This is a genomic window from Weeksella virosa DSM 16922, from assembly GCF_000189415.1.
Classification (GTDB): Bacteria; Bacteroidota; Bacteroidia; order Flavobacteriales; family Weeksellaceae; genus Weeksella; species Weeksella virosa.
The window spans coordinates 97746-124522 of the sequence record NC_015144.1 but is presented as its reverse complement, the minus strand read 5'-3'; the positions used below and the strand labels follow the sequence as shown (position 1 = coordinate 124522).

The following is a 26777-nucleotide window of genomic DNA, read 5'->3' as shown; positions in this document are numbered from 1 at the left end:
TCGCTAATTGAATAGCTTCATGGTCACAACAATGCGAACGATAGTGAAGTTCAATCAGGCTTAGAGCTTTCCCGGCTTGTTTTCATTTGCGGTTGGCATTGCTTCGATTTCTACGCCGTAAACCTCTTCTAGGTAGTTTTGCTTCAATACATAGCCGTTGCGCATCAGTTCACCATCAATTTTGATTTGTACTTCTGAATCCTTTGTCGCTTCGATGCTGATTTTAGCATTTTCGGGAATGGCATATCCAACCGCTCGCATGGCAGGAACAAGTTCGTCGTTGAGAAATGAAAGCATCTTTTTTTCATCAGCATACACCAATTCTTTCAATGTGTTTTCGTGTACATTTCCTTGTGCTTTTGATGCCCCGTTTTCGGTGGTCATTGTTTGATGTTGGATAAGCTTTGACAGCTCTTTATCCAAGGCTTCAATTTTCATATAAAACACACGGAATGCATCCGTTTTGCTATTTTCTTTAATGTCGACTTCGGTGCCTAATGGGAAAACAGCATAAGCAGCAGAACCCATTTCGGCCAACCAGTCCGCTACTTCATTTTTCACGACTTCTGATTGTGAAGCAATTTTGGCAATACGAATCGGCACACCATACAATTCTTCGAATTCGTCCCAAGAACCCCAAGAGTGACGTTTCAGAATGGTGTAAGGTGCCGCTTTTTCGAGCAGGCCAACATTGTCATAGAATTGTGCATAAATCAAAGTTTCTACTGTGCTAAAATCAATACCTGAAAAGGTATCATATTGATACTTCATTAAGTTGTGTTCTGGGACAATTAAACCTCTTGGTACCAATTCAACTTTTTTGATGTTGCCTTTGTCAAAATCTTTGATCCAAATAAGCGAATGACCACGATAGACCGAATTGTGCGCCATATGAATGGTTTCTTCGAACCATGTTTTATTTTTAATGAAATCGGTCAGTTTATCATTTTTTACGCCATCGATTGAAAAGATGTAATCTTTGTTCGTTGTACGCAGCGTTCTGTTTTCGGTGATACCTGTAAGGTGACCATCCATCATGATGTCGTCATAGACTTCGTCAAGTGGTTGTAAATTTGGTTGATCTACATTGTATCGTGCCAATCGAGCAGATTGCCAATCGTTGATTTCTTTTCGCCATAATCTTTTGTTGCGTCGAATCAAATCCACCATTAATTTAGTGACTTTGTTTACGTTGTTTTTTTCGCTTTTTGATAAAGAAAAAGTAGTCGATGATGTTTTATTTATAATTGAACTCATAATTTCAGTCTTGTTTTAATGTATCGGGTAAATTGTTTTTTGATTTTCTTGTCCAATACTTTCGATTTTCCCATAAATTGTCTTTTCGGCATTCCTTTTAAGCCTTCATTGTGGCGTTGTGCATATTTTTTATAGGTGAAAAATGCAACTGCATTACCTTGTTTACGTGCGCGAAACGAATTTCTAAGTTTGTCACCTCCGGTATTGTGACCAGTTAAAATTGGTCTGCCTTGTGTCGTTCTACCGTATTTGTTCAAACTGCCTTTTCTGCCAACTCGATTGGTACGATAGCGTGTAATGTCGCGACCTCTTTTGTCGGTAGTTGCTCTTTCTTTCCATTTGTTTTGCCCTTCATCAAAGCCTTCTTTTTGAAAATTTTCTGAAATGAAATTCAAACCTTCTACCTCGATAATGGTGGTCAAATCATCTTTCAGATTGTCTGCAAAACGGTTAAGTTTTCTTTTTAGAGCTCCTAACATTACCAATGATTTCGATAAGACTTCCTACCACCTGTGCGCATAAATGATGATGCGTTTTGGTTGTCTTCATCCTCATTATTGGTGGGTAAATCAACATCAATACTTCCTTTTGCCACTTTGTCGAGCCACAGCATAGCTTCGTCATAATCGGCCTTTGCCGTTTCATTATATCGTGACGATCTGCGTTTGTATATTTCGTGGATTACAATGTCTTTTAGGTATTTCAAAATCACTTTTGATCTTGCATCACTTTCAGCTTCGAAAATCTTTTTGGTGTCGTAATACTTGAATAAATAAGATTTCATAATGTCGATGCTTTCGGTAATGATTTCATCTGTAATATTTTCGTCATCATTATTGATGAGCTTCACGATTTCCAATGGGGCAACCGTAATGAGTTCTGTTTGTGTCAAAAATGCCATTATGCTATGATTTTGATTTTTTTATTCTGATGATAAATTTTGTTCACCGATCGGTAGATTTGCGTATCGAAACGTAATACATAACTCATGATGCCGTCTAATTCTTGATCGAGAGCTTCATCAGTCGATTGCTTCAATGGTTTGAAATAATCACCTTTTAAGAATTGTAATTTTTCTGTAATGCTGTCCAAAAGCTCCAGTTCAATTAATCCCTCATCCGAGTCCTCAGTAGTGGCATGTTGATCTGTAAATCCGTCCTTTGTGTACAAGTATATCTCAACTGAGCAATTTCCTTCTTGGTTTTCTTCAGTCATGGTGGTGTACTCGATTGCATTTATTTTGATGAGTGCTGCGGTCCACAGATCGGGAAAACGTTCCGGATTGCTTAATTGATTCCGAAACAATGCTACATATTCCAATGCTGGAATTGTTTTTAAGACTTCTTTAATTTTGATGTATAGCTCAGTTCTTGGTGTCATACTCTTCTGTTTTTGCGTCGATTGTTTCGGTTTTTTTTACCGATGGTTGGTTTTATATTTTGTTGATCTTCTTTTTGCGAATAGCCAAATAATAACCGCCCCTTTCTAATGCATACTTCAAGTGCGTCTAAAATATCATCAGGCGTTTTCGTACCTTTTTCAAAAGCAAGAATATGATCTAATGCTTTTTCCATGTCGGGAGTTCCTTTTAATTTTTCGTCAAAAGTGATTAAGCCGCGCATAAAAGCACTGGTTAAAGTAGCATCAATACGATCGTGTTTGTCACCACTTTGATGTTCTGGAAATGGAATGTCAACTGCATTGTTTTCTTCGCAGGCGATTAACCAATCGGGTTCGTAAACAACTTTTTGAGCCGCCGTGGCGTCGTAAAAAGAAATGATGCTCATCCCTTTCGCATTGAACTCTTTTTGCCACTGATAATGCATATTCATAGCTGTTGGTCTTTCACATTGTCTGTTGAATATTCTTAGTACATGTGCACGTCCTTTGTCAATTGATACAATTGCGCCAGCTTTGTAATCACCGTCAGCCGAATACGATAAATCCCAATGCGCTATTAATCCATTGTGTATTTGATTACCATGCGTTTTTTTATAGTGGATCCATTCTTCTTTAATTCGTTTTCCTTCTTCGACTGGGTTATTAAAATCTTCCCGTTGTGATGTGTGCCAATCAGAATCTTCAACAATTGCAATACAATCTTCTTTCGAATAGCGTTCTGGCCATGAAGGATTAAAATTTGCGTCACATAGATTAACAGTTGAAATTGAAAAGTTTTTCGACTTTTTGTATTTTTCAGCATAACCATCTATGATTCCATTTTTCACAATGAAATTATTGGCCATAATTTGTCTAAAGCGTTGCTTTTGACCTGCTTTTCCCAAATCGCCAGTCAGTTTTTGCACATTTTCGCGAGTGAGCTCCGCATTTTTTGCCTGCTTTCTATCTTCCAAATCATCCATAGATGCAAAGTCTGGACGATTAGCTCCGTTTCTAAGTCCTCTAAAGGGTTGGTTCAGACCCAGAGCCATAAAGAATCGTTTGTCAATGGTTTCGAACTGTCCGTCTGCCCAGTCTCCGTATTGCATTTGAATTCCAAAATCTTTGATATAACGTTCGTTAGATTCTAAATGCATTTGTAGATCTGACAATAATAACTTGGAATGCTTTTCTGTTTTACCGATGATTAGACCAAAAAATAATTCATTATTTTGTTTCAGATGTGTAACATTGCCAACGTTTGAATGGATAGATTTCGCTGCACCTCTGAACCATCGCCGTTGTTGTTTGATAAAAGGATTATTAAAAACTTCTAAATAGCTATCCAAGTGAAATTTAGCACATGGCGCATCGGCTAATGATAAGCCTGAGTCAACTCCAAAATAATAATCGAAAAACGCTAAATAATTTTCAGGTTTTAAGAGGTGTTGTATTCTTTTTTCTTGTTGTTCTGATGTTTCTTGGATTAATCCATTTGCCGAAATTTCTTTGATCCGTTTAGAATTCAAAAAATACCTTTCTTTGGCTTCTTTTAGTTCTGTTTTAGTCATTTTCTGCAAGAAGTTTAGTAATGTATTTGTCCAAATAAGGGCGAATGGCTTTGAGTAATTCCAAAATACTTTCTCTTTTTTTACCATTTGCTTGCCCAGCCAACAGCATCATGTCACCCGAGAAATCGTCGAATGATTCCATAGCGTTTACAGCTCGTTTTCGGTTATCATCCAGTCGATCCCATGCTGCCGATACCTTTGCCAAGTCATCGGCTTTGTAACGTGGTGTTTCACCATTTTTCACATCCAAAACATATTGAAGAATCATTTTTTTGATTTCGCTTGGCCGAATGTTGTTGATTTCTTTTTCTTCGTCCCATTTGTCCAGTTCTCGCCAATTGCGTAGTGTTTTTTCGCCAACGCTTATCAGTTCACTAATGTTTATGATGGACAGTCCAAGAACAAACAGTTTTTTCGCTTCAGAACGTTTATAATCACGTTCGGCTGATGTCATTCTTCCGTTTTTAGTCTTTTTGGTATTCTCCATCTACAATTAATTTTCCGTCCTGGTTAAATGAAATATTACGTACTGCTACACCATCGTATTGCAGATTTTTTTTCGCTTCGATTAAAAATTCGGTAAAACGATCATCGTTCAGCATTTCTTCAATGCTGGCACCGATTTCTGGGTATTCTTTAAACTCACCTTTAAATGCTTTTAAAATGTGTTTAATATGTTGCCGATCACTTTCACCTAATGCAAAATCACCGTCTTCGAATTCTAAATCTTCATCCAATATTAGATCTATCATAGATGCAAATTTCATTAAGAAATAATCTTAATTGATACTTTAATTCAATGGTTGTAAAGTATTGATACAATGGTTGTAAATATTTTTACAATGGTTGATTTGTTTTTTTTATTCTTGTGATTTTCGATTGAATTTTGCTCAAATATTTCAAATTAAATTACTTGAGCATGACGCATCAATTTATCGTCAGTACCGAAAATGTAAATGAATATGGTTATCGCATTTTAACCGCTGGAATTGATGTATCACAATACGAACGCAATCCTGTGGTCTTATATGGACATGTACGTGCATTTGATGATCCAAAACGTGTGATTGGTCGATGCGTCAAGCTTTGGAAGGAAGACGGTAAACTATTAGCAGAAATCGAATTTGATGAAGCCGATGAGTTTGCCAAAGAGATTGCAGGTAAGGTTGAGCGTGGTTATATACGCATGGCATCTTTGCATGCAGATGTTGTTGAAACATCGTTGGATTCATCTCTTACTTTGCCAAATCAAATCATGGAAACCGTAACCAAGTGTAAGCTTATCGAAATCAGCATTGTTGATGTTGGTGGGAATAATGATGCATTAAAACTCTCTCGCAATGGATCAACGGTTGAACTCCGAAAACTAAAATCAGAATATAAAAACGTAGATATGTCTTTAAAAACAATAGCATTATCGTTGGCGTTAAGCGCTAACGCTGATGAAAATGCCGTATTAGACGGCATCGAAAATTTAAAAAAGAAAGCTCAGGAAGCGGACAAACGTGCTGAAACTGCCGAGCAAGAATTGGAAGCCCAACGTGTAAGTGAGGCTGAAACAATTGTGACAGAAGCTGTGGAATTGGGATTATTACCAGAGGTTTCAAAACCTGCCATTCTATTGGCTTTCAAAAATGATCATAATGGTCAAAAAGAATCATTTGCCAAATTGATTGCAGACAAAAAAGCTGAATTGAAACAAGAAGCTGGTCAAGGAACAGTAGCCGAAATTGTATTGGGTGCAAAAGGAACAAAGCCTAATAATCATGCAGACGCTAAAGAGTGTTTTGACTACTTACAAAAGCACGATCCAATCGAACTTAAAAGAATCAATGCTGAAGAGCCAGAGCGCTACGTGAAGTTAGCAAAAGCGTATGGTCAAGGTAAACGATATGTTGAACAAGTAAATACAAAATAATGCCTGGATTACAAAGAGAAATATGGGTAGCAGGGATTCAAGAGAATCCAGTACCTGATCATTCGTTCGTGATTGAATCACGCGATATGTCAGAATATGTGAACAACAATACTTTGCATTTGGCAGAGGCAGGAATTGAACCTGGAGTACACGAAGATTTTTTCGCAGCTTCAGATGATCCGTTACCTTTTGCAGATGTTTCGGATATTCCGAATGAAGTTGTGTTACACACTTATTCTACCGAACAAACACGTCATCGTGATTTACAAGAAGTAGAGTTAGCTTATGATCGCCGAGCATCGGTTATCAATCGACATAGAACCGCATTAGGTAAAAATATTGGTAGACGTGCTGCACATGCGTGGGCACCACAAACAGGTGGTGGTGATAATGCTGTGAAAGTATTAGGGAATGATTCCATTATCGATGCGATTATCGACTTGGAAGCTTTCTATGGTGATCGTGATATCGTTGATGGATTAAACATTTGTTTCACACCGCAACACATGGCGAAGCTGAAAAAAGAAGATTACAAGCTTTACAAACAAGTTTTGAATGAGAAGCAATTGTACGGCTTTAAAGTTCACCGTTATTCTCAGAATCCACTTTACACTTCTGTAGGTGCTAAAAAACCATTCGGAGCGGTTGCTGAAGAAGGTGATGTTCGTGGAACTTTCACCTGGGTGAAAGATGAAGTATTCCGTTGTTTTGGAACAACTGAAATGTATGCGACATTGCGCGATTCGGGAACTCAGTCTGATACCTTATCATTTGCGCAACGTGCATTGGTTGGGAAAATACGTGCTAACTCGCCTAAGTATTTAGGTGCAATTGTATAGTCATGAAGAAAGAAGCAATAGAACGCAAAGCGAAAGTTTTCTTAGAGCAAAATCCACAAGTAAATGCGGTTTTTGCTTCAGCTGACGGATTTCTGTTTTTACATAAAAAAGACAGAAATAATCATAACGCAACCTTGGAGGAGGATGCGACGTATGATTTTACCAATACGGTAGGTGAAAAGGAAGTTTTAGTGCCGTCGGGATTCCTAGACAATAGTGCAAACGAAATCATTGCCGAAATACCAAATTTAAGCAGAGATGAAGCTTACAGTTACTTGATCAAGGAGCAAGTTGGTAAAAAACGTAAAACGGTTGTAGCAGCATTGGAAAAAGCTTTAGCAGATGTATCTGATGAAGGATTGAATGGTGTGGCTGATGTTGATGGTTCTGAGAACGTAGATGCTGATCAAGTAACCAAAGAAGTTGAAAACAACGAAAACGAAACAAACTAATGGGATTACCAAGAGTTATATTTAACGTTAGCAAAAATGGGTTGAATTACTCGACCGGTGAAGTGCAGAAAATTGCTGCGCTCATCGGTACGGGTGTTACCGTAACAGACAAAGTGCAACTGGGTAAAAGCTATCAAATCTTTTCTTTGAAAGATGCTGAAGATTTGGGAATTACTGCAACTGAAAATGCATTTATGCATCAACAAATAAAGGATTTTTACAGTGTTGCAGGTTCGGGCGTGGAATTGTGGTTGATGTTGGTTTCAGATGCAACAACGTACGAGCAGATGTCAGATATAAATGCTGATTATCTAACCCGATTAATTTCAGATGCCAAGGGACGTGTGAGAGTTGTGGGATTGATAAAAAAAGCGACTACAGTACCAACATTAACTGCAGGAATTGATTCGGATGTGTCGTTGGCAGTTCCGAAGCTTCAAGCGTTAGCTGATGACTTTGCAGATAAATATTTCCCGTTCCGTGCAATCATTTCGGCCAACAATTTTAGCGGTATGGTTTCGGATTTGAGAGATTATACCGAAAGTGATTTTAATCGCGTTTCGATGCTTATCGCTAACAACGATGGAGCAAACGAAGCGAGCATTGGATTGAATCTTGGTAAGCAAGCGAGTATTCCATCGCAACGCAGTCAAGCGCGTGTAAAAGATGGTGCGGTGCTCAATGAACAGGCTTATTTCACCAATGGTGAAGCTGTTGAAAGTTTATCAAATGCCTTAGACACAATCCATGATAAAGGTTATACCTTCTTCAGAACGTTTGCTGGTCGTTCGGGATACTACTTTACCGATGATGCAACCTTAACCAACGTTACCGATGATTTCAAATCATTGGCGAATGGTTTTGTAATGGATGAAGCGGTTTTGATTGGTTACGATACGTTAATAGAAGAGTTGAGTGACGAGGTTCCATTGTCTGATAACGGAAGCATTCATCCAGCAATTTTGAAAAACTGGCAAGCAAACATAGAGCGAAACATTAAAACGCTAATGGTAGATCAAGGTAAATTATCTGCTGTGCGATGTGTGATTGATACGAATCAAAACATTGTATCAACAGGTGTCTTGAACGTAGAAATACGATTGTTACCGGTTGGTTACGCTAAGGAGATCATTGTAAATATAGGTTTCACCACTCAAATCGATTAATATGGCAACATGGAGTAGTAAACAATACAGTTGGTGTGATTTGTCGGTCGCTATTGGCGGACGAATTCTGGAAGGTATTACCGAATTGGAATATACCGAAAAACAAGAAAAAGCACTTTTGCGTGGACGTGGTTGTAAACCACACAAAGTTTTACGTGGAAACAAAGAATACGAAGGGCGAATCAAAATTTGGCAGTCGGAATTAGAAGCCATGACGCGTGATGCACCTAATAATGACATTCTCGCATTGTCGTTTGAGGTAATCGCGACTTATGTGCCAAAAGACGGTGGACAAATGGTGACAGATGTTTTGGTGGAAGCCGAATTTACCGAAGTGGCCAAAAGTTTAGCACAAGGCGCAACGAACATGGAGGTAGAGTTACCGTTGATTTTTATCGACGTCAAAAGACAACAATAGGTTTTTTCTCATTTTTATTTTTTTTAATTTTTTCAAAGCCTGTTACGGCAGGCTTTGTTTTAACAACGAAGCAATAAATGTCAAAAGATATTATACAAAAACAAATCGATGCCTGGAAGTCACAGTACGGTACTGTGTATGCTTTGCCGGTCGATGATAAAACGGCCTATTTGCGTCAGCCTAATGTGTTGGACTGGAAGCAAGCCTTTACAGCAATGCAAGATGATGGCGAGATTGGTTTTTCTGAATCATTACTTAAAACGCTAATCATTGGCGGTGATGATGAAGTATTAAAAAACGACGAATATTTTACTCCAGCTCGAAAAGCTTTGGCTAAAATGTTTAGATACGATGAAGCCGAAACGAAAGAATTGGAAAATCGCCAAACGGAAATCAAACTTGGTGAGCATCGTTGCGTGGTTCGTGTGATTACGCGTGAAGATTTACGATTAGCAGAAAAACGAAATCCAAGCAACAAACCATTGGTAACGCAAGAACAATTATTCAACATTATTAAAGTGGAAGCCGATCCAATTTTCGAAGATCGTAACAATGCCGAAATACGCATGCCGTTATATGAAGCGATTGAAAAATTGCAAAACAAGAAAATTGCACAAATAAAAAAGCTTTAACCGATGCGATCATTGATAGGGAAGACGCATCGGCTTTTGAATATGGAGAGCATTTAAACATTCGAATTTACAATGCTTATTTGCGCTACTATATGCGAATGCAACATCCAGAACTGTTAACCGATGAAGATTGGGCAGAACGTTTACAGGAATTACATTTTATAAGGCAATTCGAAAAAAAAGCAACCGAAAATTAACATGAATCCTTACGAATTTATCATACGATTGAAAGATCAAGCAACTAGCGGAATTCGGCAATTGGCTGAAAGTGTTGGTATGGCTTCTAATCGAGCTCGAGTACTTGACCGCGATATGGATCAGTTGAATCGTCGATCACGATTGTTAGGTTCGGGATTTGGCGCTTTGAAAGGTGTTATTGCAGGGGCTTTTGCTGCCATTTCTGTTGCTGCATTTACAGGAGAAGTGGTTAAAGCAAGGACGGAATATGAACGATTTCAAGCGGTATTGACTACAACTTTTCAGAGTTCAGAAGTTGCAGGCGGTGCGATGAATATGTTGACCGAATTTGCTCAAAAAACGCCTTATGAATTAAATGAGCTTACAGGATCATTTGTTAAATTAGTCAATCGTGGTTTTTTACCGACTTATAATCAGTTGACTGAATTGGGCGATTTGGCGAGTTCGCAAGGTAAAAGTTTTGACCAATTGACTGAAGCTATTTTGGATGCCGAAACTGCAGAATTCGAACGATTAAAAGAATTTGGTATCAAGGCTGCAAAAGCAGGAGATCAAATTACACTTTCGTTTAAAGGCACAACGAAAACCGTCCAAAATAATTCAGAAGCTTTACGAGAGGCTATTTTGGAATATGGGCGAATGGAAGGTGTGGCAGGTTCTATGGACGCTGTGAGTAAGACAATCGGTGGTAAAATTGCTAATCTACAAGATTTGTGGTGGAATTTTCTGGTTGAAGTTGGTGGACAATCTAGTCCAATTTTCGACGCTGTTTTTAATGGCTTAGAAAGGGGGATGGAATTTCTCTTGTATGCACTTCCTTATGTTTCGCAATGGTTTACGTTATTGTGGACGGCTTTGAGTCCGTTAGTTGATAAGTTAGGTGATTTTTTAGCTGCAGCTTTTAGTTTTGGCGAAGCTGGATCTTATATTGATAGTTTTGGTGAGGTGATGTCATCGGTGATATGGATTGTTGATTTAGTGGCAACAGGTCTCATTTGGTTGTTAGATGTATTAGAGCCACTAGCACCAACTTTGGCTGTTATTGGTAGCGCTTGGCTTGCACTTAATGCTCTTTTGGCTGTTACACCAATTGGATGGATTATTATTGGGATCATCTCATTAATAGCCATTATCGGTATGCTGATAAAATATACAGATGGTTGGGGTAAATCTTGGGAAGCTTTGAAAAAAATGTTTCAAGCTGTTTGGAATCAAATTAAGGCTGATTTTAATTTTGGTGTAGAAGTATTTAAATATGGTTTCAATCGTATTGTACTCATGGCTGAAGATGCAGCACAAAAAATTATTGGAAAGTTTGTGAATATTGGTTCTGCAATCGAAATGGCATTGTCCGGTGATTTTTCTGGTGCTTGGGACAAAGCCTTTGAAGCTGTCGAAACCAAAGCCTCTCAACAAATCAAAGAATTGGATAAATCCTTTGCAGGTCCTGCAAAAGAATACATCAATGAAACTAAAAAAAATCAAAAAGATTTAAAATCTGCCGCTTCGGATTTTGGTATCACCTTCGGCACAGAAGGCTTTCATAATGGAGTGAAAGAAATCAAAGATAAATTTTCAAGTGTTGGCCAAACTGATTCATCATCCAAACCCTATGATGATTATTTAGGAATCAATGGTGACAAGAATGGCGCAGCTGGTAAAAAAGATGGTTCGGCCGATAAAAAAGGTGCTGCGAATAAAACAAAAGACGGCATCGTCTCGGGTGGATCTCGTCAGACCAATATTGTGGTAAACATTGGAACTGTAGGTAAAGACATCACCATAAAGGTAGATTCGATCGAAAAAGGTATTTCAAAATTGGGTGAGAAAGTGCGTGAAGAAATGCTACGTGTTGTGAACTCTGTGAATCAAATGCAAACTACTTAACAATGGATTACGATGGAATTTGATTTTAAGGAACTTGTCGCACGTGCGCATTTTGATTATGTAGGTCCTGCGTTTCCTAACTGGTGGGCAAATAACAAAACAAAGTTTGTGTTACCAGGACTTAATAATGTGAATGCGGATCAGTTGACAGGTGGCAAGTATTTTATGACTTTAAAGCTTCGTGATTCTTCGGGTAAAGAATACAGCTTGCCCAATGAACCGTTGATTTCGTTATCATTGGCCAAAACCATTGTCGAAACCCCAACAGTTGGCAAACATAGACGTGGAACCGTCAAGGAATATATCTGTACAGAAGATTATAATATCTCTATTCGTGGTGTATGTTTTTCGGACGATATGGCGCGATACCCAGCTGAATCGGTTTCCTTGCTTAACGAATTATTTGCAAAAAACGAAGCCCTGGATGTTGTGGATTCTTGGTTTTTTACGCTGTTTGATATCAATAAGGTTGTATTGCAAGAAATTGAAATTGACGATATGGTAGGTGAACAGGGTTTGCAGCGTTATACCATGCGTGCAGTGAGTGACATGGATTTCTATGCTGAAATCGATGAGCAAAATTATCAACAACAACAATTACTTGGATAATGTTTGTATTGGGAGCAGATATCAAAATAGGAAATTTTGTTTTTCGTTCAATCAACGAGGTTGAAATCACCAAGTCGGTGGATGAAATTACGGACATAGCAACCATTTATTTGCCAACAAAATTTAAGGTAAAAAGTGACCAAAAAGAATTGTACACCGAAGAGGCGATTAAAGTTTCTGACGAGGTAGTAATCACGCTGGCGTATGATGGTGTTTATGAGGGTGTGGAATTCAAAGGTGTAGTCAGCAAGATAAAACCGACCATTCCGCTTGAAATTCAGTGCGAAGATTACACCTGGCATTTGAAGCGAAAAAATATTACTAAAGCTTGGAATAAGGGTGTGAGTTTGAAAGATATTTTAACTGAGGTGATTGCTGGAACTGATTTGAAGTTGTCATCTGATATTCCAGATGTGCATTATGATAAATACATCATTCAAAACGCTTCGGCAGCCAAAGTTTTACAAACAATCAAAGAAGAAAATGGTTTATCAGTTTTCTTGACAGATGATCATGAGTTGTATGTTGGTCTGCAACAATTGACTAATGTAGATCAAGTAGCGGTGTATGATCTTAATTATAATTTGGTTGAGAATAATCTCGAATTTATCAAAGCAGAGGATAAACGGCTGAAAGTCAGATATACTTATATCGACAAAGAAAACAAACGAAAAACAATCGAAGTAGGTGATGATGATGGAGAGCTAAGAACCTTTCACACCTCGGTAATTTCGGATGAAAATAAATTGAAAGAGTTGGCAAATGCTGAATTGTTGAAATTGAAATACGATGGATATTCGGGTAGCATCGAAAGTTTTTTAATGCCCTTTGCAACGCGTGGAATGGCGGCGAAGATTTTGGATAAAGAACATCCAAATCGTGATGGAAAATATTTCGTCAACAAAGTGGTGACAAAATTTGGAATGTCAGGAGCAAGGCGAGAAATTTTTATAACCAATAAGCTATGAGTGTAGAGAAGAATTTACAAGATGCTTTCAGAAGCATTGGTAAACGTGGTGTTGATACCTTTTCGGCAGAGGTGATATCGATTGATAAATCTACAGGTGTTTGCGAGGTGAAAACTGATGATCTAGAATTCACAGATGTTCGATTAGCATCGGTTATTGATGCGAATCAAAATCGACAATATCTATTTCCAAAAGTTGGTAGTTCAGTTTTGGTTTCGCCTATCAATGAAGATTTACACAACTTATATGTAGAAGCTTATAGCGAAATCGAAGAATATTACTTGAAAATTGAAGACGCAGAATTGAATGTGACCGAAAACGGAATACTGATAAAAAAAGGAAATGAAAACCTCCAAAAATTAATGATCGATTTTTTGAAAGCGATCAAACGAATGAAGTTTACGACTAATACCGGTTCAACGATTCAGTTGGTAAATATTGCAGAATTCGAAGCTTTGGAACCGAGATTTAAAAACCTTTTAAAAACAGATTAAAATGCCTTTAAACGAAACAAGACTGAAAAACAAGATTATAGAAATCATTGAGACTTGTCAATCCGAAAACGACAATCCCAACACATCTAAAGTAAATTTTGCAACGCTCTTAGCAAAAGCAATTATCGAAGAATTACAATTGGCAGATGTGATTGGAATTTGCCCTACAAACGGCGGACCATTAACCGAAGGTAAAATACAATAGTATGAAAGAACTCATAGCACAACACTTATCCGAATTGATCACTGGTATCATAGCCGTAATCATCGGATGGATTGGAAAAAGCAAAATGTCAAAGAAGGTTGAAGATGCAGAATTGACAAAGCACATTCAAGCGATTTATAAAGATATGATTGCTGATACTGATCGAATGATTGATCAGAACGCGCAAGAAATTGTGGATCTAAAAAAAAAATTAAACGACCAAGATGCGTTTTGGCAAAAAAAGCTCCAAGAGGTAGAGAATAGATGGGCAAATAAATATAATGCCATCAAGCGTGAAAATGTTGAATTGAAAAAACGTATCGCAGAATTAGAACAACATGCAGGTTAAAGTTCTACATAATCAAACGCTACTTGACATTGCTATCCAACAATACGGAACGGCATCCGCTGCATTCGATTTGGCTTTGGCCAATGGGATTAGTTTAACGGCTGACTTGGAAGTGGGCGATGTACTGGAGATTCCTTTGCGTGATTATGGAGCTGGTTTAATTGCAAATTATTACAAAAGCAACAAATTAAAACCTGCAACAGCTATTGAAGTGTTAAAATTAACAGAAGTGGAATTACCGAGCGGTATTGATTATTGGGCAATTGAATTTGATTTTATAGTAAGTTAAAATGAGCATAGAACAACATAAACAAACGATGATTCAAGCTAAAGAGCGAAATGCTCGTTTAGTTGGTTTAACCTCCGATTCTAAAGTATCGGTATGGGGAAACATGCTGTATATTTTCGCTTATTGTGCCGAAGTTATATCACAAATGTTCACCCAACATCGCACTGAAATGGATAATAAAATAGCTAATCAGAAAACACATCGCTTGGCTTGGATCAGAGATTTGTATTTGAATTTTCAGTACGGATTTGATTTGATGGCTGAGTCGGATCAGTTTGATAATGGTTCTGCAACGGATGAAGAAATCGAATCTTCGAAGATTATCAAGTATTGTGCGGTTAACGAAAGCAGTACTCAACGCGAGGTGATAATCAAAATTGCTACTGAAACCAACGATGAATTGTCGCCAATTGATTCTGATAAAATGGAAGCGATTTTGGCGTACACCAAAGAGGTGAAAGGTACTGGAGTTCCATACCGAATCATTAACTATTTACCCGATTTATTAAAATTAAATATCCGAATCTTTCGTGATGCGTTGGTTTTGGATGGTAACGGTATGAACCGCCAAACGGGCGAAAAGTCGGTAGAAATAGCCTTGCGAGAGTTCATGAAAGAATTGCCATTCGATGGTGAACTTCGATTGCAAGATTTGGCAAACAAACTCGAAAAAGTACCAGGAGTGAACTTGGTCGAAATTGACCTTGCTCAATCATCTTGGATTGATGCGCAAAATGGTACATATGGCGCTTTCGAAACGATTGATGTACGTAAGATTCCAGCATCGGGATATTTCAAGATTGTAGATTTTAAAGGAATTCGTTATGTGGTATAATGTCAACTACAATCGATTGGTTATTTTGCTTTTGCCAACTTTTTGGCGAAAACCTCGTATGACAGCTTTTCTACAAGTAGCCATAACGCCACTTATTCGCATTCACGACCAGTTCAAACGCGATCGTTTGGCCGATCATTACAAGATTGATCACGGTTGGCAAAAGTGTTACTTGCAAAAAGTACTCAACGATCAATTTGATGTATCGGAGCGTAGAATCAGAATCGTCGAAGGTGATTTATACGATCGAAAATACATCTATACACATGGTGAAAAAAAACCGACATATTTAGGTGTCGTTTACATCAGACCATCGACAGATTATGCGGACAGAGGATTTGACTTTACCGTGGACATGGGCGGTGTAAGTGCAGACATATACGACATAGAAGCGTTAGTTCGCTTTTATAAATTAGAAGGAACGAGATTCAATATAATCAACATACCAGGGCGACTTGGTTCAGGTAACAGCAGAGAGTAATGAATAAAGTAAACATACAACAAACAGGTGGTTTTCCTTTGGAAACCGATACACTGAAAGCCTTACAAGATGCTTATAGCATGATGCAAGCCTTTGGTGAGATATTGGCGCCTTTGGCAATCATTTCGGGTTGTCAAGCAACAGGAAATAACGTGTCCAACGGCATCGTATATATTAACGGTGAGGTGTTGGAATTTCGTGGCGGTGCGGCTTCTCGATATGTGGTTATTCGCGAGGAAACCGAATCGCGCAATTTTGAGAATGGTGAGCAGAAAACAGTTTTTATTCGACGTTGGGCGACTTTTGGTGAGAGCGTACAACAACAATACGAATGGTCTGAATTCTATCGTAATCCAAGCATGCAAGCGCTAAGTACGATGATTGCTAATCGTGTGATTTGGGCAGATTTCAATGCGTTGAAAAATAGAGTTGATCAGCTCGAAGTTTTTGCACGACCCTTTTCGAATGGCAATGGAGCGGTCTTATTCTTGCGTCCAGCGAACGAAATTCCAGAAGGTTGGGAAGAGGTGACCGATTTACGAGGTCGTATGCCACTTGGTTGGGATCCAAACGATTCGCAATTTAATTTGGTAGGTCGAGTTAGCGGAGTTTCTAAAACGTACGTCGAAAAAAGACACTTACCGCCAGTTGGTATTCCTTACAAAGATGCGTATATGTTGGAGTCTGCATCTTCTAATCCTGGAGTGAATGGAAAGATAACGCTTGGGCAGAGTTATTATGGAAACAATAAAGCAGATCACGATAACAACACCCTTTATTACCGAAATGCAACAACTGATCCACTTGGTTCTGGTCAAGCGTTAGATGTGCTAAACCCTCATCGAATCGTAATATTTATTAAACCAATTTAATCATGGAAAATACACCGACAGAAAGTACAAGCATCGCTGATAAATCAACGCTCAAAAATTGGTTTAAAACAGGTTTAAAGCCTTTGCAAAATCACTTTTGGATGTGGCTCGATTCGTATTGGCATAAGTCAGAGTCGATACCGATTTCGAGCATACAAGGATTAGCAAATGCGATCGATGGTAAGGCGTCAGTCAACCATACTCACAGTGAGTATGCGACTAACGATGCCAGCTCATTAACAGAAGCGGATGTGTTGAGTTGGAAAGAAGCTTTAGACGTTGCTAATTTACAATTCGATGATGAAGCAATCAGCATCACACAGCCATATCCAGCGTACGGCTTGAATGGCGACGAAAAACAAGCAGATTATAACATTGCAAATTATGATGCGGTTCAAAAACGATTAGAAAAGCCAATTGTTGAGTCTGATACTACCGACCATCCATTTGTTGTGGCGGTTGATGAAGATGGCGAATCTGCAATGATACCAGCCGCTGACTTCGGTAAAGTAGATACAGTAATGGGCGTTTCAGCGGATGAAAATAAGAACGTTGATATATCAGGAGTGGCTATGAATTGGACTAATCCAAGTCATCGTTTTAGTGCAATCCCTGATAAGTCAGCTGATGCGACATTTACAGAAGTTGTAGGGATGGATGAAAGTGGAAATATTGGAAAGATTGGCGGTGTGGCTCTGATTAACAAAGTACTTGAACTTCAAAATGACGATCCAGCTTTAATCTCACTATTTTATAAACTTAACGGAAATTTCGCATCTAGTTCACGTATAAATGTTGTCGATATATTTCCGCCTATTTTAGAAGAAACAACAGGTCTAAAAACATTAACTGTATTAGGCTCGGGGCTAGTGTTACCCGAAGATGAACGGATCTCTTACGTCGAAGCTATTCATTTAGAAACAAATAACAATTATCGATTAGGTTATCAAAACGACACGGTAAACGTAATGAAAGTGTTTTTTGACACTAACATTTATCCAATTGGTACTTATAAGTTAAGGATTGTTTCAGGAGTACAGGCAAATATATCAGTCAACACTTTCGAAGTTAAAGAGCAAGGTAGTATAACTGAAATTGATGTTAACACGTTGACTTGGAACAATGTGAAGAGAGAAGGCTCTACACAAAGCGAGAACTCAATTAAAGTACTAGCTCCTAATGATATTAAAATTAGTCGTGAATATGGTCAAGATATAGGTTTAGAGAACTACACCGTAACTAAAGAGATATTATTCTCAGATTTAGTTTTCACTTCGTCGGAAAACTTTTCAATTGAAATGGATGTTGTTTACAAAGGACAAGTGTATTCAAATCTTGGAGCAGGTTCTATTAACGAATTTAATGTACCAGATAGTATAGGGTTAATTAATAATGAAATCATTGACGGAAATGAATTGAAAGGAACTTTTTCAGAACTATTTGGTAGGGAAATTAAACCTAACGCTACTAACACAAAAACAATTACTAATTTCTGGTGGGGTACAAATCTTAGGTTAAAATTACTGAATGATACTGAGAGAATAGTTCCTAGTTCTGAATGGCATGACGCTCACATTTGGCGAACATCAATCGTAATCACCAAAAGAAACGGAATTCTTTATTATTCTATCAATGGTTTCAATCAAACAAATACTATTGGAAACGCTTTTGATTTCCGATTGCTATTTGGAGTAGCAAATTCAAAGGGTACACAAACATACGAATCAATTCAAATTAAAAGAATTATAAAATGGCAATAATTATAAAACAACAAATATCGAATCATCCAATTTTTACGGATGTAGAGCGATTTGTAACTATTACAAGAATCGCTAATAATGCAGATGTTAAGCAAATCATTTTAAATGGTCATATCGAATACATAAATGATGGTGTAGATGTCACATCTAATTTCAGAAGTCAAATAGATAATTGGATAGTTGGCAATCATTATTCCGTTCAAGTTCGGGACGAAAACAACGAACCTATTTTAGACGAAAACGGTGAAGAATTAACAATGCCAGCATTCGATTATTTTCATTCTTTGATCTTAGCGAATCAAGTGCCATTGTTAAGTTTATTACAAGTCTATATTTTGAACGACGATGAAAAAGGAGCTTTTAATTTTTAACGCATTAAGAATGACGAATTTACTTTTAGTAATTCTTGCAGTTTTATTATTCATCGTTTTAGAACCAATCAGCTTCGTTTACGTTGTCTTTTGGAAAAGAAGTTTTAAATGGTCGAGAGTTACAGGTTATTGGCGAAATTTAGCAGTAAGCATAGACCGATTCGGTAATTATGAATTTAGAAGCCTATTCAACGCTTGGTTAATCAAATCAGATGGTTATCAGTTCGGGAATTTTAATGAAACTATTTCAAGTGCATTAGGTAAAAATCAGCTAAAAGGAACGCTATCAAATTCAGGGCGAATTTTGGTATCGATTTTAAATTTTATCGATAAAAATCATTGTGAAAAATCAATTAATTGGGAGGTATGAAAACATCAAAAAAAGGCGCTGAATTTATTGCTGATTACGAAAAATTTATGTCTAAACCTTACTTAGATCAAGCAGGAGTCCCAACTATTGGTTACGGTGCGACATTCTACGAAAATGGTGTAAAGGTAAAAATGACCGATCCGCTAATCACCAAAGATCGTGCATTGCGATTGAAACAGTATCATTTATCTGTTTTCGAGAAAACAGTAAATAAGTTGGTAAAATCGAACATTAATCAAAATCAATTCGATGCCTTGGTGTCATTTGCGTATAACGTTGGCGAATCAGCTTTGAAAAGTTCTACGCTTTTGCGAAAAGTAAATGCAAATCCAAATGATCCAAGCATTTTGAATGAGTTCGCAAAATGGAATAAAGTGACTGTTAACGGTCGAAAAGTAATAAGTAACGGATTAACAAGAAGACGAAAAGATGAAGCAGAAATGTATTTTTCAAAATAAGATAAGAACTGCGTTTTACGCAATGGTAATGCTTTCAGGGGCATTGCTACTTCTTTTATCTTGCGCTACCAAGCACAAGATAAAACAAACAGCCAACATTGAACAAAAGACTGAGCACGTTTTGACTAACGACTCAGTCGTTCAATCGGCTATTAATGTAAAGAATGTTGAAGTTCAGCAATTCGAATCTGAATTTGAATCGATTCTAAAGGCGTTGAACATCGCCTACGACGGTGATCAAGAAAACGATTTAAAAGTTGTTTTCAATCGCACCCAAAATGGCACAGAGTTAAACGTTAGCGGTAAAGGCAAAGCAAATTATAACGAGCAATCGACGCAAATCAAATCATTAACCAGGATAGAAATTGCGCAGGTGTTTGATTCAATTGTAGAAGCACGGTTCAATCAGTACAAAAATGAACGTTCGCAGTCAGTTTTGGATAGTTTTCAATCAGAAACGGATAAAAAGAAAACGGATACCTCGTTTTGGGTATATGTGGTGATTGGGTGTTGTTTAGCCATCGGCATTGTAGTCTATTTGGTATTGAATAACCTAAGTTAATCACTTCTTGGAGGTAGAAGTAAAAGTCCTTCAACATTTAAAAAAAACTCTCACATTCATTTTAAACTGACGCATCAAAGGTCGTCGGAGGACATAAGTCTTCTGATCCTTTGATGCGTTTTTGTTTATGAATGTGAGAGCAACAAATATACGAATAACAAACAATAAATTATGAAAAATTACACACAAAGTCCTTTACCATTTCAAGGACAAAAAAGAAAGTTTATAAACCATGTAAAACAAGTTTTGGCAAATAGTTCAGAAGATGCAACTTATGTTGATTTATTTGGAGGTAGCGGTATTCTAAGTCATACTGTAAAGCAACTAAAACCAAATGCTAAAGTTGTATATAATGATTATGATGACTTTAGTAAACGATTAGCAGCAGTTGCTCAGACAAATGTATTGTTGGATAAAATTCGAGCAATTACAAAAGAATTACCGAAAGATAAATTAATACCTGAAGTACATAAATTGAAATTATTAGAATTGATTAAAGATGAAGAATGTAGATTGGGATATGTTGATTATATCACTTTATCCAGTTCATTATTATTTAGTGCAAAGTATGTTACTAATTACAATGATTTAACTAAACAAACCTTTTATAACAATGTACGTCAAAGTAATTATGTGACTGATGATTATTTGGCTGGAGTAGAAATAGTTCATCAAGATTATAAAGAATTGTTTGATCAATACAAGGATTTGGATAATGTTGTATTCTTAGTTGATCCACCGTATCTAAGTACAGATACTTCAACTTACACGAGTGATAAGTATTGGAAGTTGAAAGATTATCTTAATGTATTAGATGTACTTGTTGGTACGAACTACTTGTATTTTACATCCAACAAAAGCCAGATCGTTGAACTTTGTCAATGGATGGAAGATAGAACGTCTATGGCTGACGTAAATCCATTTAGTGGCTCTACAACGGTTTGTATCAACACAACGCTTAATCATTCAGCAAAATATACGGATATGATGTTGTATAAATTGAAATAACATGAATAAGTATCACATTATTTTAGACAAAATCATCAAAAAAGGCAAGGTTCAATCGAATAAAAAAGGAAATATAACCTATTTGCTCAATCAAAAATTAGAGTTAAAACCTACTGATTTATTAGAAATTTTTGAAGAGCATGGAATCGCAAGAAATAAGCTGAAAACGGAATTGGAGTTATTTACCAAAGGTGAACGCTTAACCGAAAGATACCGAGAAAATGGCATTGAGTGGTGGGATTATTGCGGTCCTATCTTGGTAAATTCTTATCCAACCTATTTTGAGCAATTGCCCGACTTGATAAAGAAAATTAATAAGGAAAAACGAAACAGTAAGAATTATGTTTTGTTTCTTGGAAGGACTGATGTTGAAAGTAATCAACAACCTTGTTTGTCGTTGGTTCAGTTTCAAATCGAAAAGGGTAAGTTAATCATATCGGCGTATCAACGATCATCTGATGCGTCTTTAGGATTGCCTGCTGATATTTACCATTTATATCTCATAAGTCGTCAGATCAACTTACCGTTGAAGTCTATCACACTTATGCTTGCCAATGTGCACATCTACGAAAATAATGTTGAACCTACGAAATCATTACTACAAGGAGATAAAGTGAAATTTAATTTGAATGTTTGATTTATATTTAATTATTTTTATAAAAAAATTATGAGTAAAAAATATGTATTTCAGGACATTAATTCAACCAATAAATTAGAAATAAGTGTAAATAAACAATTTCACGCTTTATTTCTAAAGATTAAAGTTCCAAAGAAATTGGAAGATGAACACTTTTCTTCTAACTGGGTTAGTATATCTTATGAAGACATAGATGCGTTAGTGGAGTCATTACAGTCTATTAAGCAAAAGATAGATATGCAAATAGAGAATGAATAGTTTAAAAGCCGTTTAAAACATAATTAAACGGCTTTTAAATTCTAGATGATTTTGTAAAATTTTGGTACTTTTTGTTTTGGATTTTTTGTACATTTCGTTTTGCGGATTATACCTTATGAAGATTATTTTGATGCCGATACCTCCAAAAAACTGTCGATGATATTAGCTGCCGAAGATCATATTTTAGGATTAGAAAATGGCAAGAAAAGATACATAGACGAAGTGACCGCTTTATCAAAAGCATTTGCCATTGCTATACCACATGATCAAGCCATGGATGCCAAAGATGAGATTTCTTTTTTCCAAGCCGTGAAAGCGAGATTGGCTAAGTTTGATAGTACGGGATCTGGCAAAACAGATCAAGAAATTGAAACCACCATTCGGCAAGTAATTGATCAAGCTTTGGTATCCGATCAGGTGATTGATGTCTTTGATGCAGCCGGTATCAAGAAACCTGATATTTCTATTTTATCGGATGATTTCTTGATGGAGTTGAAAGGGATGCAGCACAAAAATGTGGCACTAGAGGTGTTGAAGAAATTATTGAACGATGAAATAAAATCCAGAACGAAAACCAATTTAGTACAGGGAAAGAAGTTACTGGAAATGTTGGAACAGTCGATCAATCGGTACCATAATAAAATTCTAACCGCTGCAGAGGTGATTGATGAATTAATTCATTTAAGTAAGAACATAGTCGAGTTAGACAGCGAACCGAAAAAGTTAGGTTTAACAGAATACGAGTATGCTTTTTATACTGCAGTTTCTAATAATGATAGTGCCAAAGAATTGCTTCAGCAAGAAAAGTTACGTGAACTTGCCGTTGAATTAACCAACACCATAAAACAAAACGCAAGCATCGATTGGAACATCAAAGAGAGCGTGCGGGCAAAGCTGAAAGTTGCCGTAAAACGGTTATTGCGTAAATATGGCTATCCGCCTGATATGCAATTGCTGGCTACGGAAACGGTATTAAAACAAGCCGAAATGTTGGCGAAGGAGTTGAGTGAATAATCTAAGAATAGTATTAGAAGTTTTCATTTTTTGTTGAAAAACTAAATCAATGAGCCGAGTAAGACTTTTATTCGGCTCATTACTTTAAACCCTGCGGTCAAAACGACCTAAAAGATCTGTAAAACAAGGAATTTTGTGCTTGGCCTGATTGATGATTTTGATTTCTATGAGCTCGACTATGCTCGTTTTTTATTTCCATTCCAGTTATTTTTTTAATTAATTTTACAAGGTAACCGATGTATGCGATTGGCAATAGTTACCGGAGATTTAGTTCACCAATGGTATTCTGAAAATCCATAAGGCTATAAATACATCTAAATATTCCAAAAAAATGAAAAGCATAAAGACGTATTACCTACTACTTTTTTGGGCTTCCATTCTCTTAGCAGGATGTGGAGAAAACGACAAGAACAAAAATGATCAACAAACCGTTCTAGAATCAACCGAAACCAAGTTAGACACACCAAGGGAGAATACGCTAAAAAATTCAAGCAATCAAGAATTTACAGCGGCGAATGTTACGGTCAAAATATTTTTCAAAACTCGAGATATGTCCACCTACGAAGGGTTTGAAAGCTCGAAACCAGAAACATCCGAAAGAGAAGAATTTAGAATACAGCATAAATACACTTACTGCTATGATTCAGAGGAGTTTAATAATCTTCAAATATCCGGAAATGGCGAAAAATTAACGCTTGAGATCAATGATGGAAATAAGGTAATCTATTCCGATCCAGAATTTGATGTAATCGGCAGTAGGAAGTTTACCACTCAAGATTTTAATTTAGATATGGGCACAACTTACACCATTACTTTACGTCAACAAGAAAACATATTATTTCAAGGAAAAATTGATTCGCAGGGTTGTATGTAGTTTTTCATTCTGAATTGAAAATCAGCGAAGCCAAATCCGCCTAGAACGCAAAGCCTCTTCACGATAACACTCAACAAGATAAGCTATCAAATAACGATTACAACTTTATGTCTTATAACATTCCTCCACATCTCACAGGCCTCAGTTCTGAGGAAGTTTTAGCATCTCAGAAAAAATACGGGTTCAACAAAATAAAAGAAGGGCCAGAAAATTCTTGGCTTACATTACTTTTAAATATTTTGAGAGAACCCATGCTGCTATTGCTCATTGCCGTGGCGATAATTTATGTAATTGTCGGTGATTATAGCGAAGCCATTTTTATGTTCGGGGCAATTGTGGTGGTTTCGGGAATTTCTTTTTATCAAGACAATCGCAGTAAAAAAGCCTTGGAAGCTTTAGAAAAACTCAACGAGCCCCTAAGTACTGTAATCCGAAACTCTAAAGTAATCCAAATTCCAACGCACGAAATTGCCGTGGGCGACTTGTGCATTATCGAAGAAGGTAAAATGATCAATGCCGATGGGAAAATTGTACACAGCAACGATTTTTCGGTCAATGAAGCTTCACTTACGGGCGAAGCTTTTTCGGTTTTAAAAAGTTTAGAAACCGACGACAAAAACGTATATAGCGGGACTTTAGTGGTTTCGGGCTTGGCTGTTTTTGAGGTAGAAAAAATAGGACAAGCAACCAAATTAGGAAAGATCGGTACCTCTATTCAATCTATCCAAGATGAGCGTTCTCCTTTGCAAATTCAGATCACCAAATTCGTTAAAGGAATGGCCATCGTTGGGGTCATTATTTTCCTGATGGTTTGGGGATACAGCTTTTGGCAAAGCGGTAAGATTATGGAAAGTTTGTTGGTCGGTCTCACGCTGGCCATGTCTATTTTACCCGAAGAAATTCCCGTAGCGTTTACCACTTTTATGGCTTTAGGTGCCTGGAAACTGATGCGAGAAGGTATCATCATCAAACGAAGCAGCGTAGTAGAAACTTTAGGAAGTACCACGATCATCTGTACCGACAAAACCGGAACAATCACCGAAAATTCGATGCAATTAAAAGCACTTTTTGATTATCGTACCAACCAACTCTACAATGATAAACAATTCATGGATAATGCTCTTTCAGAGTTGATACAATTGGCAATGTGGAGTAGTGAACCGGTGCCTTTTGATCCGATGGAAAAAACCTTGCACAAAGTCTACGAACAAACGCAAAAAGAAGACCAACGGCAAAATTACCAAATGATACACGAATATCCTTTGGAAGGTAAACCACCGATGATGACCCATCTTTTCGAAAATGAAAAAAAAGAACGCATTATTGCCGCCAAAGGTGCGCCAGAAGCCATATTGGCCGTTTCTAATCTGACTGATAGCGAAAGAGATGATTTGCGACAACATATAAAAAATTTAGGGAAACAGGGTTACCGACTATTGGGTGTAGCCAAAGCTCATTTTGAAGGAAATGATTTCCCCGAAAAACAACAGGATATCGATTTTGAGTTTCTCGGATTTACTGTATTTTATGACCCGCCTAAACAAGGCATTCAAGAAGTATTCCAACACATTTACGATGCAGGTATCAAAGTAAAAGTCATCACCGGAGATAACGAAGATACGACCAAGGCCATTGCACAACAAGCAGGAATTATCAATACCTCGCCTGCGGTGAACGGTGCTGAAATTGTGAAACATACGCAAACCGAATTGATAGAATTATCGAGGAAAACAAATTTGTTTACCCGAATGTTTCCCGAAGCAAAACTTGCAATGGTCAATGCTTTTAAAAAAGATGAAGAAATAGTAGCCATGCTCGGCGATGGTGTAAACGATGCGCCGGCGCTAAAAGCTGCTCATATTGGTGTGGCAATGGGTAACAAAGGAACAGAAATTGCCAAAGAAGCTGCTTCGCTGGTAATCATCGATGATGATTTGGACAAATTAGTGGTCGGCATAGCAGCAGGTAGAAGGATTTATACCAATCTGAAAAAAGCCATTCAATACATTATTTCGATCCATATACCCATTATTCTCACCGTTTCTTTGCCTTTGTTTTTAGGATGGATTTATCCGCATATTTTCACTCCTGTTCATGTTATTTTCCTAGAATTAATAATGGGGCCTACCTGTTCTATTGTCTATGAAAACGAGCCGATGGAAAAAGGTACGATGAACCAAAAACCACGAAAAATAACCGAAACTTTTCTGAGTTGGAAAGAATTGAACCTTAGTATTCTTCAGGGATTGATCATTGCTGCAGGTGTACTGTTTGCCTACCAGCTAACCGCACAAAAAGGTGGTGACGAAGAAACGACAAGAGCAATGGTGTTTACTACTCTAATTTTTGCCAATATCTTACTCAGCTTGACCAATCGCTCTTTTACGTACAGCATTTTCGAAACATTGAAATACAAAAACAAACTGTTTTCCATTGTTATCGGATCGACTTTGGTTTTGCTTTTCGCCATCTTGTACATCCCAATTTTTGCCGATTTTTTCCATCTCGTAGGATTGCGTGCGAAAGAGTTGGCAACTGCATTGGTAATAGCCAGCATTTCGGTTTTATGGATAGAAGGATATAAGTGGATGAAGCGAAAGAAATAAGATGAAAACAATCAATAAAAATCAATTTGTACCATAAAC

35 protein-coding genes are annotated in these 26777 nt (G+C 37.3%); 28 read left to right on the top strand and 7 right to left on the bottom strand.

Features of this window, described 5'->3' with window-relative positions:
• Positions 1–60: 60 nt before the first annotated feature.
• From WEEVI_RS00610 to WEEVI_RS00580, 7 genes are read right to left on the bottom strand one after another with little or no spacing between them, the layout of a single operon-like run.
• The gene (locus tag WEEVI_RS00610) at positions 61–1257 is read right to left on the bottom strand and encodes a phage portal protein family protein (protein WP_013597240.1); all 1197 of its coding nucleotides are present in this window, start codon (positions 1255–1257) and stop codon (positions 61–63) included.
• Positions 1254–1736, bottom strand: a complete 483-nt coding sequence (locus tag WEEVI_RS00605) for a hypothetical protein (protein ID WP_013597239.1) — start codon at positions 1734–1736, stop codon at positions 1254–1256. The genes WEEVI_RS00610 and WEEVI_RS00605 overlap by 4 nt, the downstream gene beginning before the upstream one ends.
• Positions 1736–2158 carry a phage protein Gp36 family protein gene (locus tag WEEVI_RS00600; protein WP_013597238.1) on the bottom strand — a complete coding sequence of 141 codons (423 nt, stop codon included), beginning with the start codon at positions 2156–2158 and terminating at the stop codon, positions 1736–1738. The genes WEEVI_RS00605 and WEEVI_RS00600 overlap by 1 nt, the downstream gene beginning before the upstream one ends.
• Positions 2158–2637: a hypothetical protein gene (locus WEEVI_RS00595; protein ID WP_013597237.1), complete on the bottom strand. Its 480-nt coding sequence runs from the start codon at positions 2635–2637 to the stop codon at positions 2158–2160. Before WEEVI_RS00595 ends, WEEVI_RS00600 begins: the two co-directional genes overlap by 1 nt.
• Entirely contained in the window at positions 2634–4208 is a 1575-nt protein-coding gene (locus WEEVI_RS00590; RefSeq protein WP_013597236.1) for a hypothetical protein, read from the bottom strand. Before WEEVI_RS00590 ends, WEEVI_RS00595 begins: the two co-directional genes overlap by 4 nt.
• Complete coding sequence (locus tag WEEVI_RS00585) at positions 4201–4695, bottom strand: phage terminase small subunit-related protein (protein WP_126414804.1); 495 nt, start codon at positions 4693–4695, stop codon at positions 4201–4203. The genes WEEVI_RS00590 and WEEVI_RS00585 overlap by 8 nt, the downstream gene beginning before the upstream one ends.
• On the bottom strand, positions 4673–4960 hold the full coding sequence (locus WEEVI_RS00580) for a hypothetical protein (protein WP_041942004.1): 288 nt from the start codon (positions 4958–4960) through the stop codon (positions 4673–4675). The genes WEEVI_RS00585 and WEEVI_RS00580 overlap by 23 nt, the downstream gene beginning before the upstream one ends.
• A 167-nt stretch (positions 4961–5127) precedes the next feature.
• Here WEEVI_RS00580 and WEEVI_RS00575 point away from each other — a divergent pair, with 167 nt between their 5' ends.
• The 28 genes from WEEVI_RS00575 (at position 5128) to WEEVI_RS00445 (ending at position 26738) form a co-directional block, all read left to right on the top strand.
• Complete coding sequence (locus WEEVI_RS00575; protein ID WP_013597233.1) at positions 5128–6126, top strand: HK97 family phage prohead protease; 999 nt, start codon at positions 5128–5130, stop codon at positions 6124–6126.
• On the top strand, positions 6126–6965 hold the full coding sequence (locus WEEVI_RS00570; protein WP_013597232.1) for a hypothetical protein: 840 nt from the start codon (positions 6126–6128) through the stop codon (positions 6963–6965). Before WEEVI_RS00575 ends, WEEVI_RS00570 begins: the two co-directional genes overlap by 1 nt.
• 2 nt (positions 6966–6967) lie before the next feature.
• Positions 6968–7417: a hypothetical protein gene (locus WEEVI_RS10820; RefSeq protein ID WP_013597231.1), complete on the top strand. Its 450-nt coding sequence runs from the start codon at positions 6968–6970 to the stop codon at positions 7415–7417.
• Complete coding sequence (locus WEEVI_RS00560) at positions 7417–8583, top strand: DUF2586 family protein (RefSeq protein ID WP_013597230.1); 1167 nt, start codon at positions 7417–7419, stop codon at positions 8581–8583. The genes WEEVI_RS10820 and WEEVI_RS00560 overlap by 1 nt, the downstream gene beginning before the upstream one ends.
• 35 nt (positions 8584–8618) lie before the next feature.
• Positions 8619–8789 (top strand): NERD domain-containing protein, encoded by a 171-nt coding sequence (locus WEEVI_RS11595; RefSeq protein WP_375596888.1) that lies wholly within the window; start codon positions 8619–8621, stop codon positions 8787–8789.
• A gap of 5 nt (positions 8790–8794) precedes the next feature.
• Positions 8795–9001, top strand: coding sequence for a hypothetical protein (locus WEEVI_RS11590; RefSeq protein WP_375596887.1), 207 nt, complete (start codon positions 8795–8797; stop codon positions 8999–9001).
• Positions 9002–9078: 77 nt separating this feature from the next.
• Complete coding sequence (locus WEEVI_RS00550) at positions 9079–9633, top strand: hypothetical protein (protein ID WP_013597228.1); 555 nt, start codon at positions 9079–9081, stop codon at positions 9631–9633.
• A 198-nt stretch (positions 9634–9831) separates the two neighbouring features.
• On the top strand, positions 9832–11718 hold the full coding sequence (locus WEEVI_RS10815; RefSeq protein WP_013597227.1) for a tape measure protein: 1887 nt from the start codon (positions 9832–9834) through the stop codon (positions 11716–11718).
• Positions 11719–11730: 12 nt separating this feature from the next.
• A complete protein-coding gene (locus WEEVI_RS00540; protein WP_013597226.1) occupies positions 11731–12327 on the top strand; it encodes a DUF6046 domain-containing protein in 597 nt (198 codons plus the stop codon).
• The gene (locus WEEVI_RS00535; RefSeq protein WP_013597225.1) at positions 12327–13295 is read left to right on the top strand and encodes a hypothetical protein; all 969 of its coding nucleotides are present in this window, start codon (positions 12327–12329) and stop codon (positions 13293–13295) included. Before WEEVI_RS00540 ends, WEEVI_RS00535 begins: the two co-directional genes overlap by 1 nt.
• Positions 13292–13789 (top strand): hypothetical protein, encoded by a 498-nt coding sequence (locus WEEVI_RS00530; protein WP_013597224.1) that lies wholly within the window; start codon positions 13292–13294, stop codon positions 13787–13789. The genes WEEVI_RS00535 and WEEVI_RS00530 overlap by 4 nt, the downstream gene beginning before the upstream one ends.
• A gap of 1 nt (position 13790) precedes the next feature.
• On the top strand, positions 13791–13994 hold the full coding sequence (locus WEEVI_RS00525; protein ID WP_013597223.1) for a hypothetical protein: 204 nt from the start codon (positions 13791–13793) through the stop codon (positions 13992–13994).
• Between the two features lies 1 nt (position 13995).
• The gene (locus WEEVI_RS00520) at positions 13996–14343 is read left to right on the top strand and encodes a hypothetical protein (protein ID WP_013597222.1); all 348 of its coding nucleotides are present in this window, start codon (positions 13996–13998) and stop codon (positions 14341–14343) included.
• On the top strand, positions 14333–14632 hold the full coding sequence (locus tag WEEVI_RS00515) for a hypothetical protein (protein ID WP_013597221.1): 300 nt from the start codon (positions 14333–14335) through the stop codon (positions 14630–14632). The genes WEEVI_RS00520 and WEEVI_RS00515 overlap by 11 nt, the downstream gene beginning before the upstream one ends.
• A 1-nt stretch (position 14633) precedes the next feature.
• Positions 14634–15467 (top strand): hypothetical protein, encoded by an 834-nt coding sequence (locus WEEVI_RS00510; RefSeq protein ID WP_013597220.1) that lies wholly within the window; start codon positions 14634–14636, stop codon positions 15465–15467.
• A complete protein-coding gene (locus WEEVI_RS00505; protein ID WP_013597219.1) occupies positions 15457–15948 on the top strand; it encodes a hypothetical protein in 492 nt (163 codons plus the stop codon). Before WEEVI_RS00510 ends, WEEVI_RS00505 begins: the two co-directional genes overlap by 11 nt.
• On the top strand, positions 15948–16820 hold the full coding sequence (locus WEEVI_RS00500) for a hypothetical protein (protein ID WP_013597218.1): 873 nt from the start codon (positions 15948–15950) through the stop codon (positions 16818–16820). The genes WEEVI_RS00505 and WEEVI_RS00500 overlap by 1 nt, the downstream gene beginning before the upstream one ends.
• A gap of 2 nt (positions 16821–16822) precedes the next feature.
• Complete coding sequence (locus tag WEEVI_RS00495) at positions 16823–18580, top strand: hypothetical protein (protein WP_013597217.1); 1758 nt, start codon at positions 16823–16825, stop codon at positions 18578–18580.
• A complete protein-coding gene (locus tag WEEVI_RS00490; protein ID WP_013597216.1) occupies positions 18571–18951 on the top strand; it encodes a hypothetical protein in 381 nt (126 codons plus the stop codon). The genes WEEVI_RS00495 and WEEVI_RS00490 overlap by 10 nt, the downstream gene beginning before the upstream one ends.
• A gap of 10 nt (positions 18952–18961) precedes the next feature.
• Positions 18962–19321 carry a hypothetical protein gene (locus tag WEEVI_RS00485; RefSeq protein WP_013597215.1) on the top strand — a complete coding sequence of 120 codons (360 nt, stop codon included), beginning with the start codon at positions 18962–18964 and terminating at the stop codon, positions 19319–19321.
• A complete protein-coding gene (locus tag WEEVI_RS00480; RefSeq protein ID WP_013597214.1) occupies positions 19318–19779 on the top strand; it encodes a lysozyme in 462 nt (153 codons plus the stop codon). Before WEEVI_RS00485 ends, WEEVI_RS00480 begins: the two co-directional genes overlap by 4 nt.
• A 121-nt stretch (positions 19780–19900) precedes the next feature.
• A complete protein-coding gene (locus tag WEEVI_RS00475) occupies positions 19901–20341 on the top strand; it encodes a hypothetical protein (RefSeq protein ID WP_126414806.1) in 441 nt (146 codons plus the stop codon).
• Between the two features lie 171 nt (positions 20342–20512).
• Entirely contained in the window at positions 20513–21349 is an 837-nt protein-coding gene (locus WEEVI_RS00470; RefSeq protein WP_013597212.1) for a DNA adenine methylase, read from the top strand.
• Position 21350: 1 nt separating this feature from the next.
• Positions 21351–21986, top strand: a complete 636-nt coding sequence (locus WEEVI_RS00465; protein ID WP_013597211.1) for a thymidylate synthase — start codon at positions 21351–21353, stop codon at positions 21984–21986.
• Positions 21987–22016: 30 nt separating this feature from the next.
• Positions 22017–22244, top strand: a complete 228-nt coding sequence (locus WEEVI_RS00460; protein ID WP_013597210.1) for a hypothetical protein — start codon at positions 22017–22019, stop codon at positions 22242–22244.
• A gap of 99 nt (positions 22245–22343) precedes the next feature.
• Entirely contained in the window at positions 22344–23258 is a 915-nt protein-coding gene (locus tag WEEVI_RS00455) for a DUF3387 domain-containing protein (RefSeq protein WP_041942002.1), read from the top strand.
• Between the two features lie 331 nt (positions 23259–23589).
• Positions 23590–24132, top strand: coding sequence for a hypothetical protein (locus tag WEEVI_RS00450; protein ID WP_013597208.1), 543 nt, complete (start codon positions 23590–23592; stop codon positions 24130–24132).
• A 107-nt stretch (positions 24133–24239) separates the two neighbouring features.
• Positions 24240–26738 (top strand): cation-translocating P-type ATPase, encoded by a 2499-nt coding sequence (locus tag WEEVI_RS00445; protein ID WP_013597207.1) that lies wholly within the window; start codon positions 24240–24242, stop codon positions 26736–26738.
• Positions 26739–26777 lie beyond the last annotated feature (39 nt).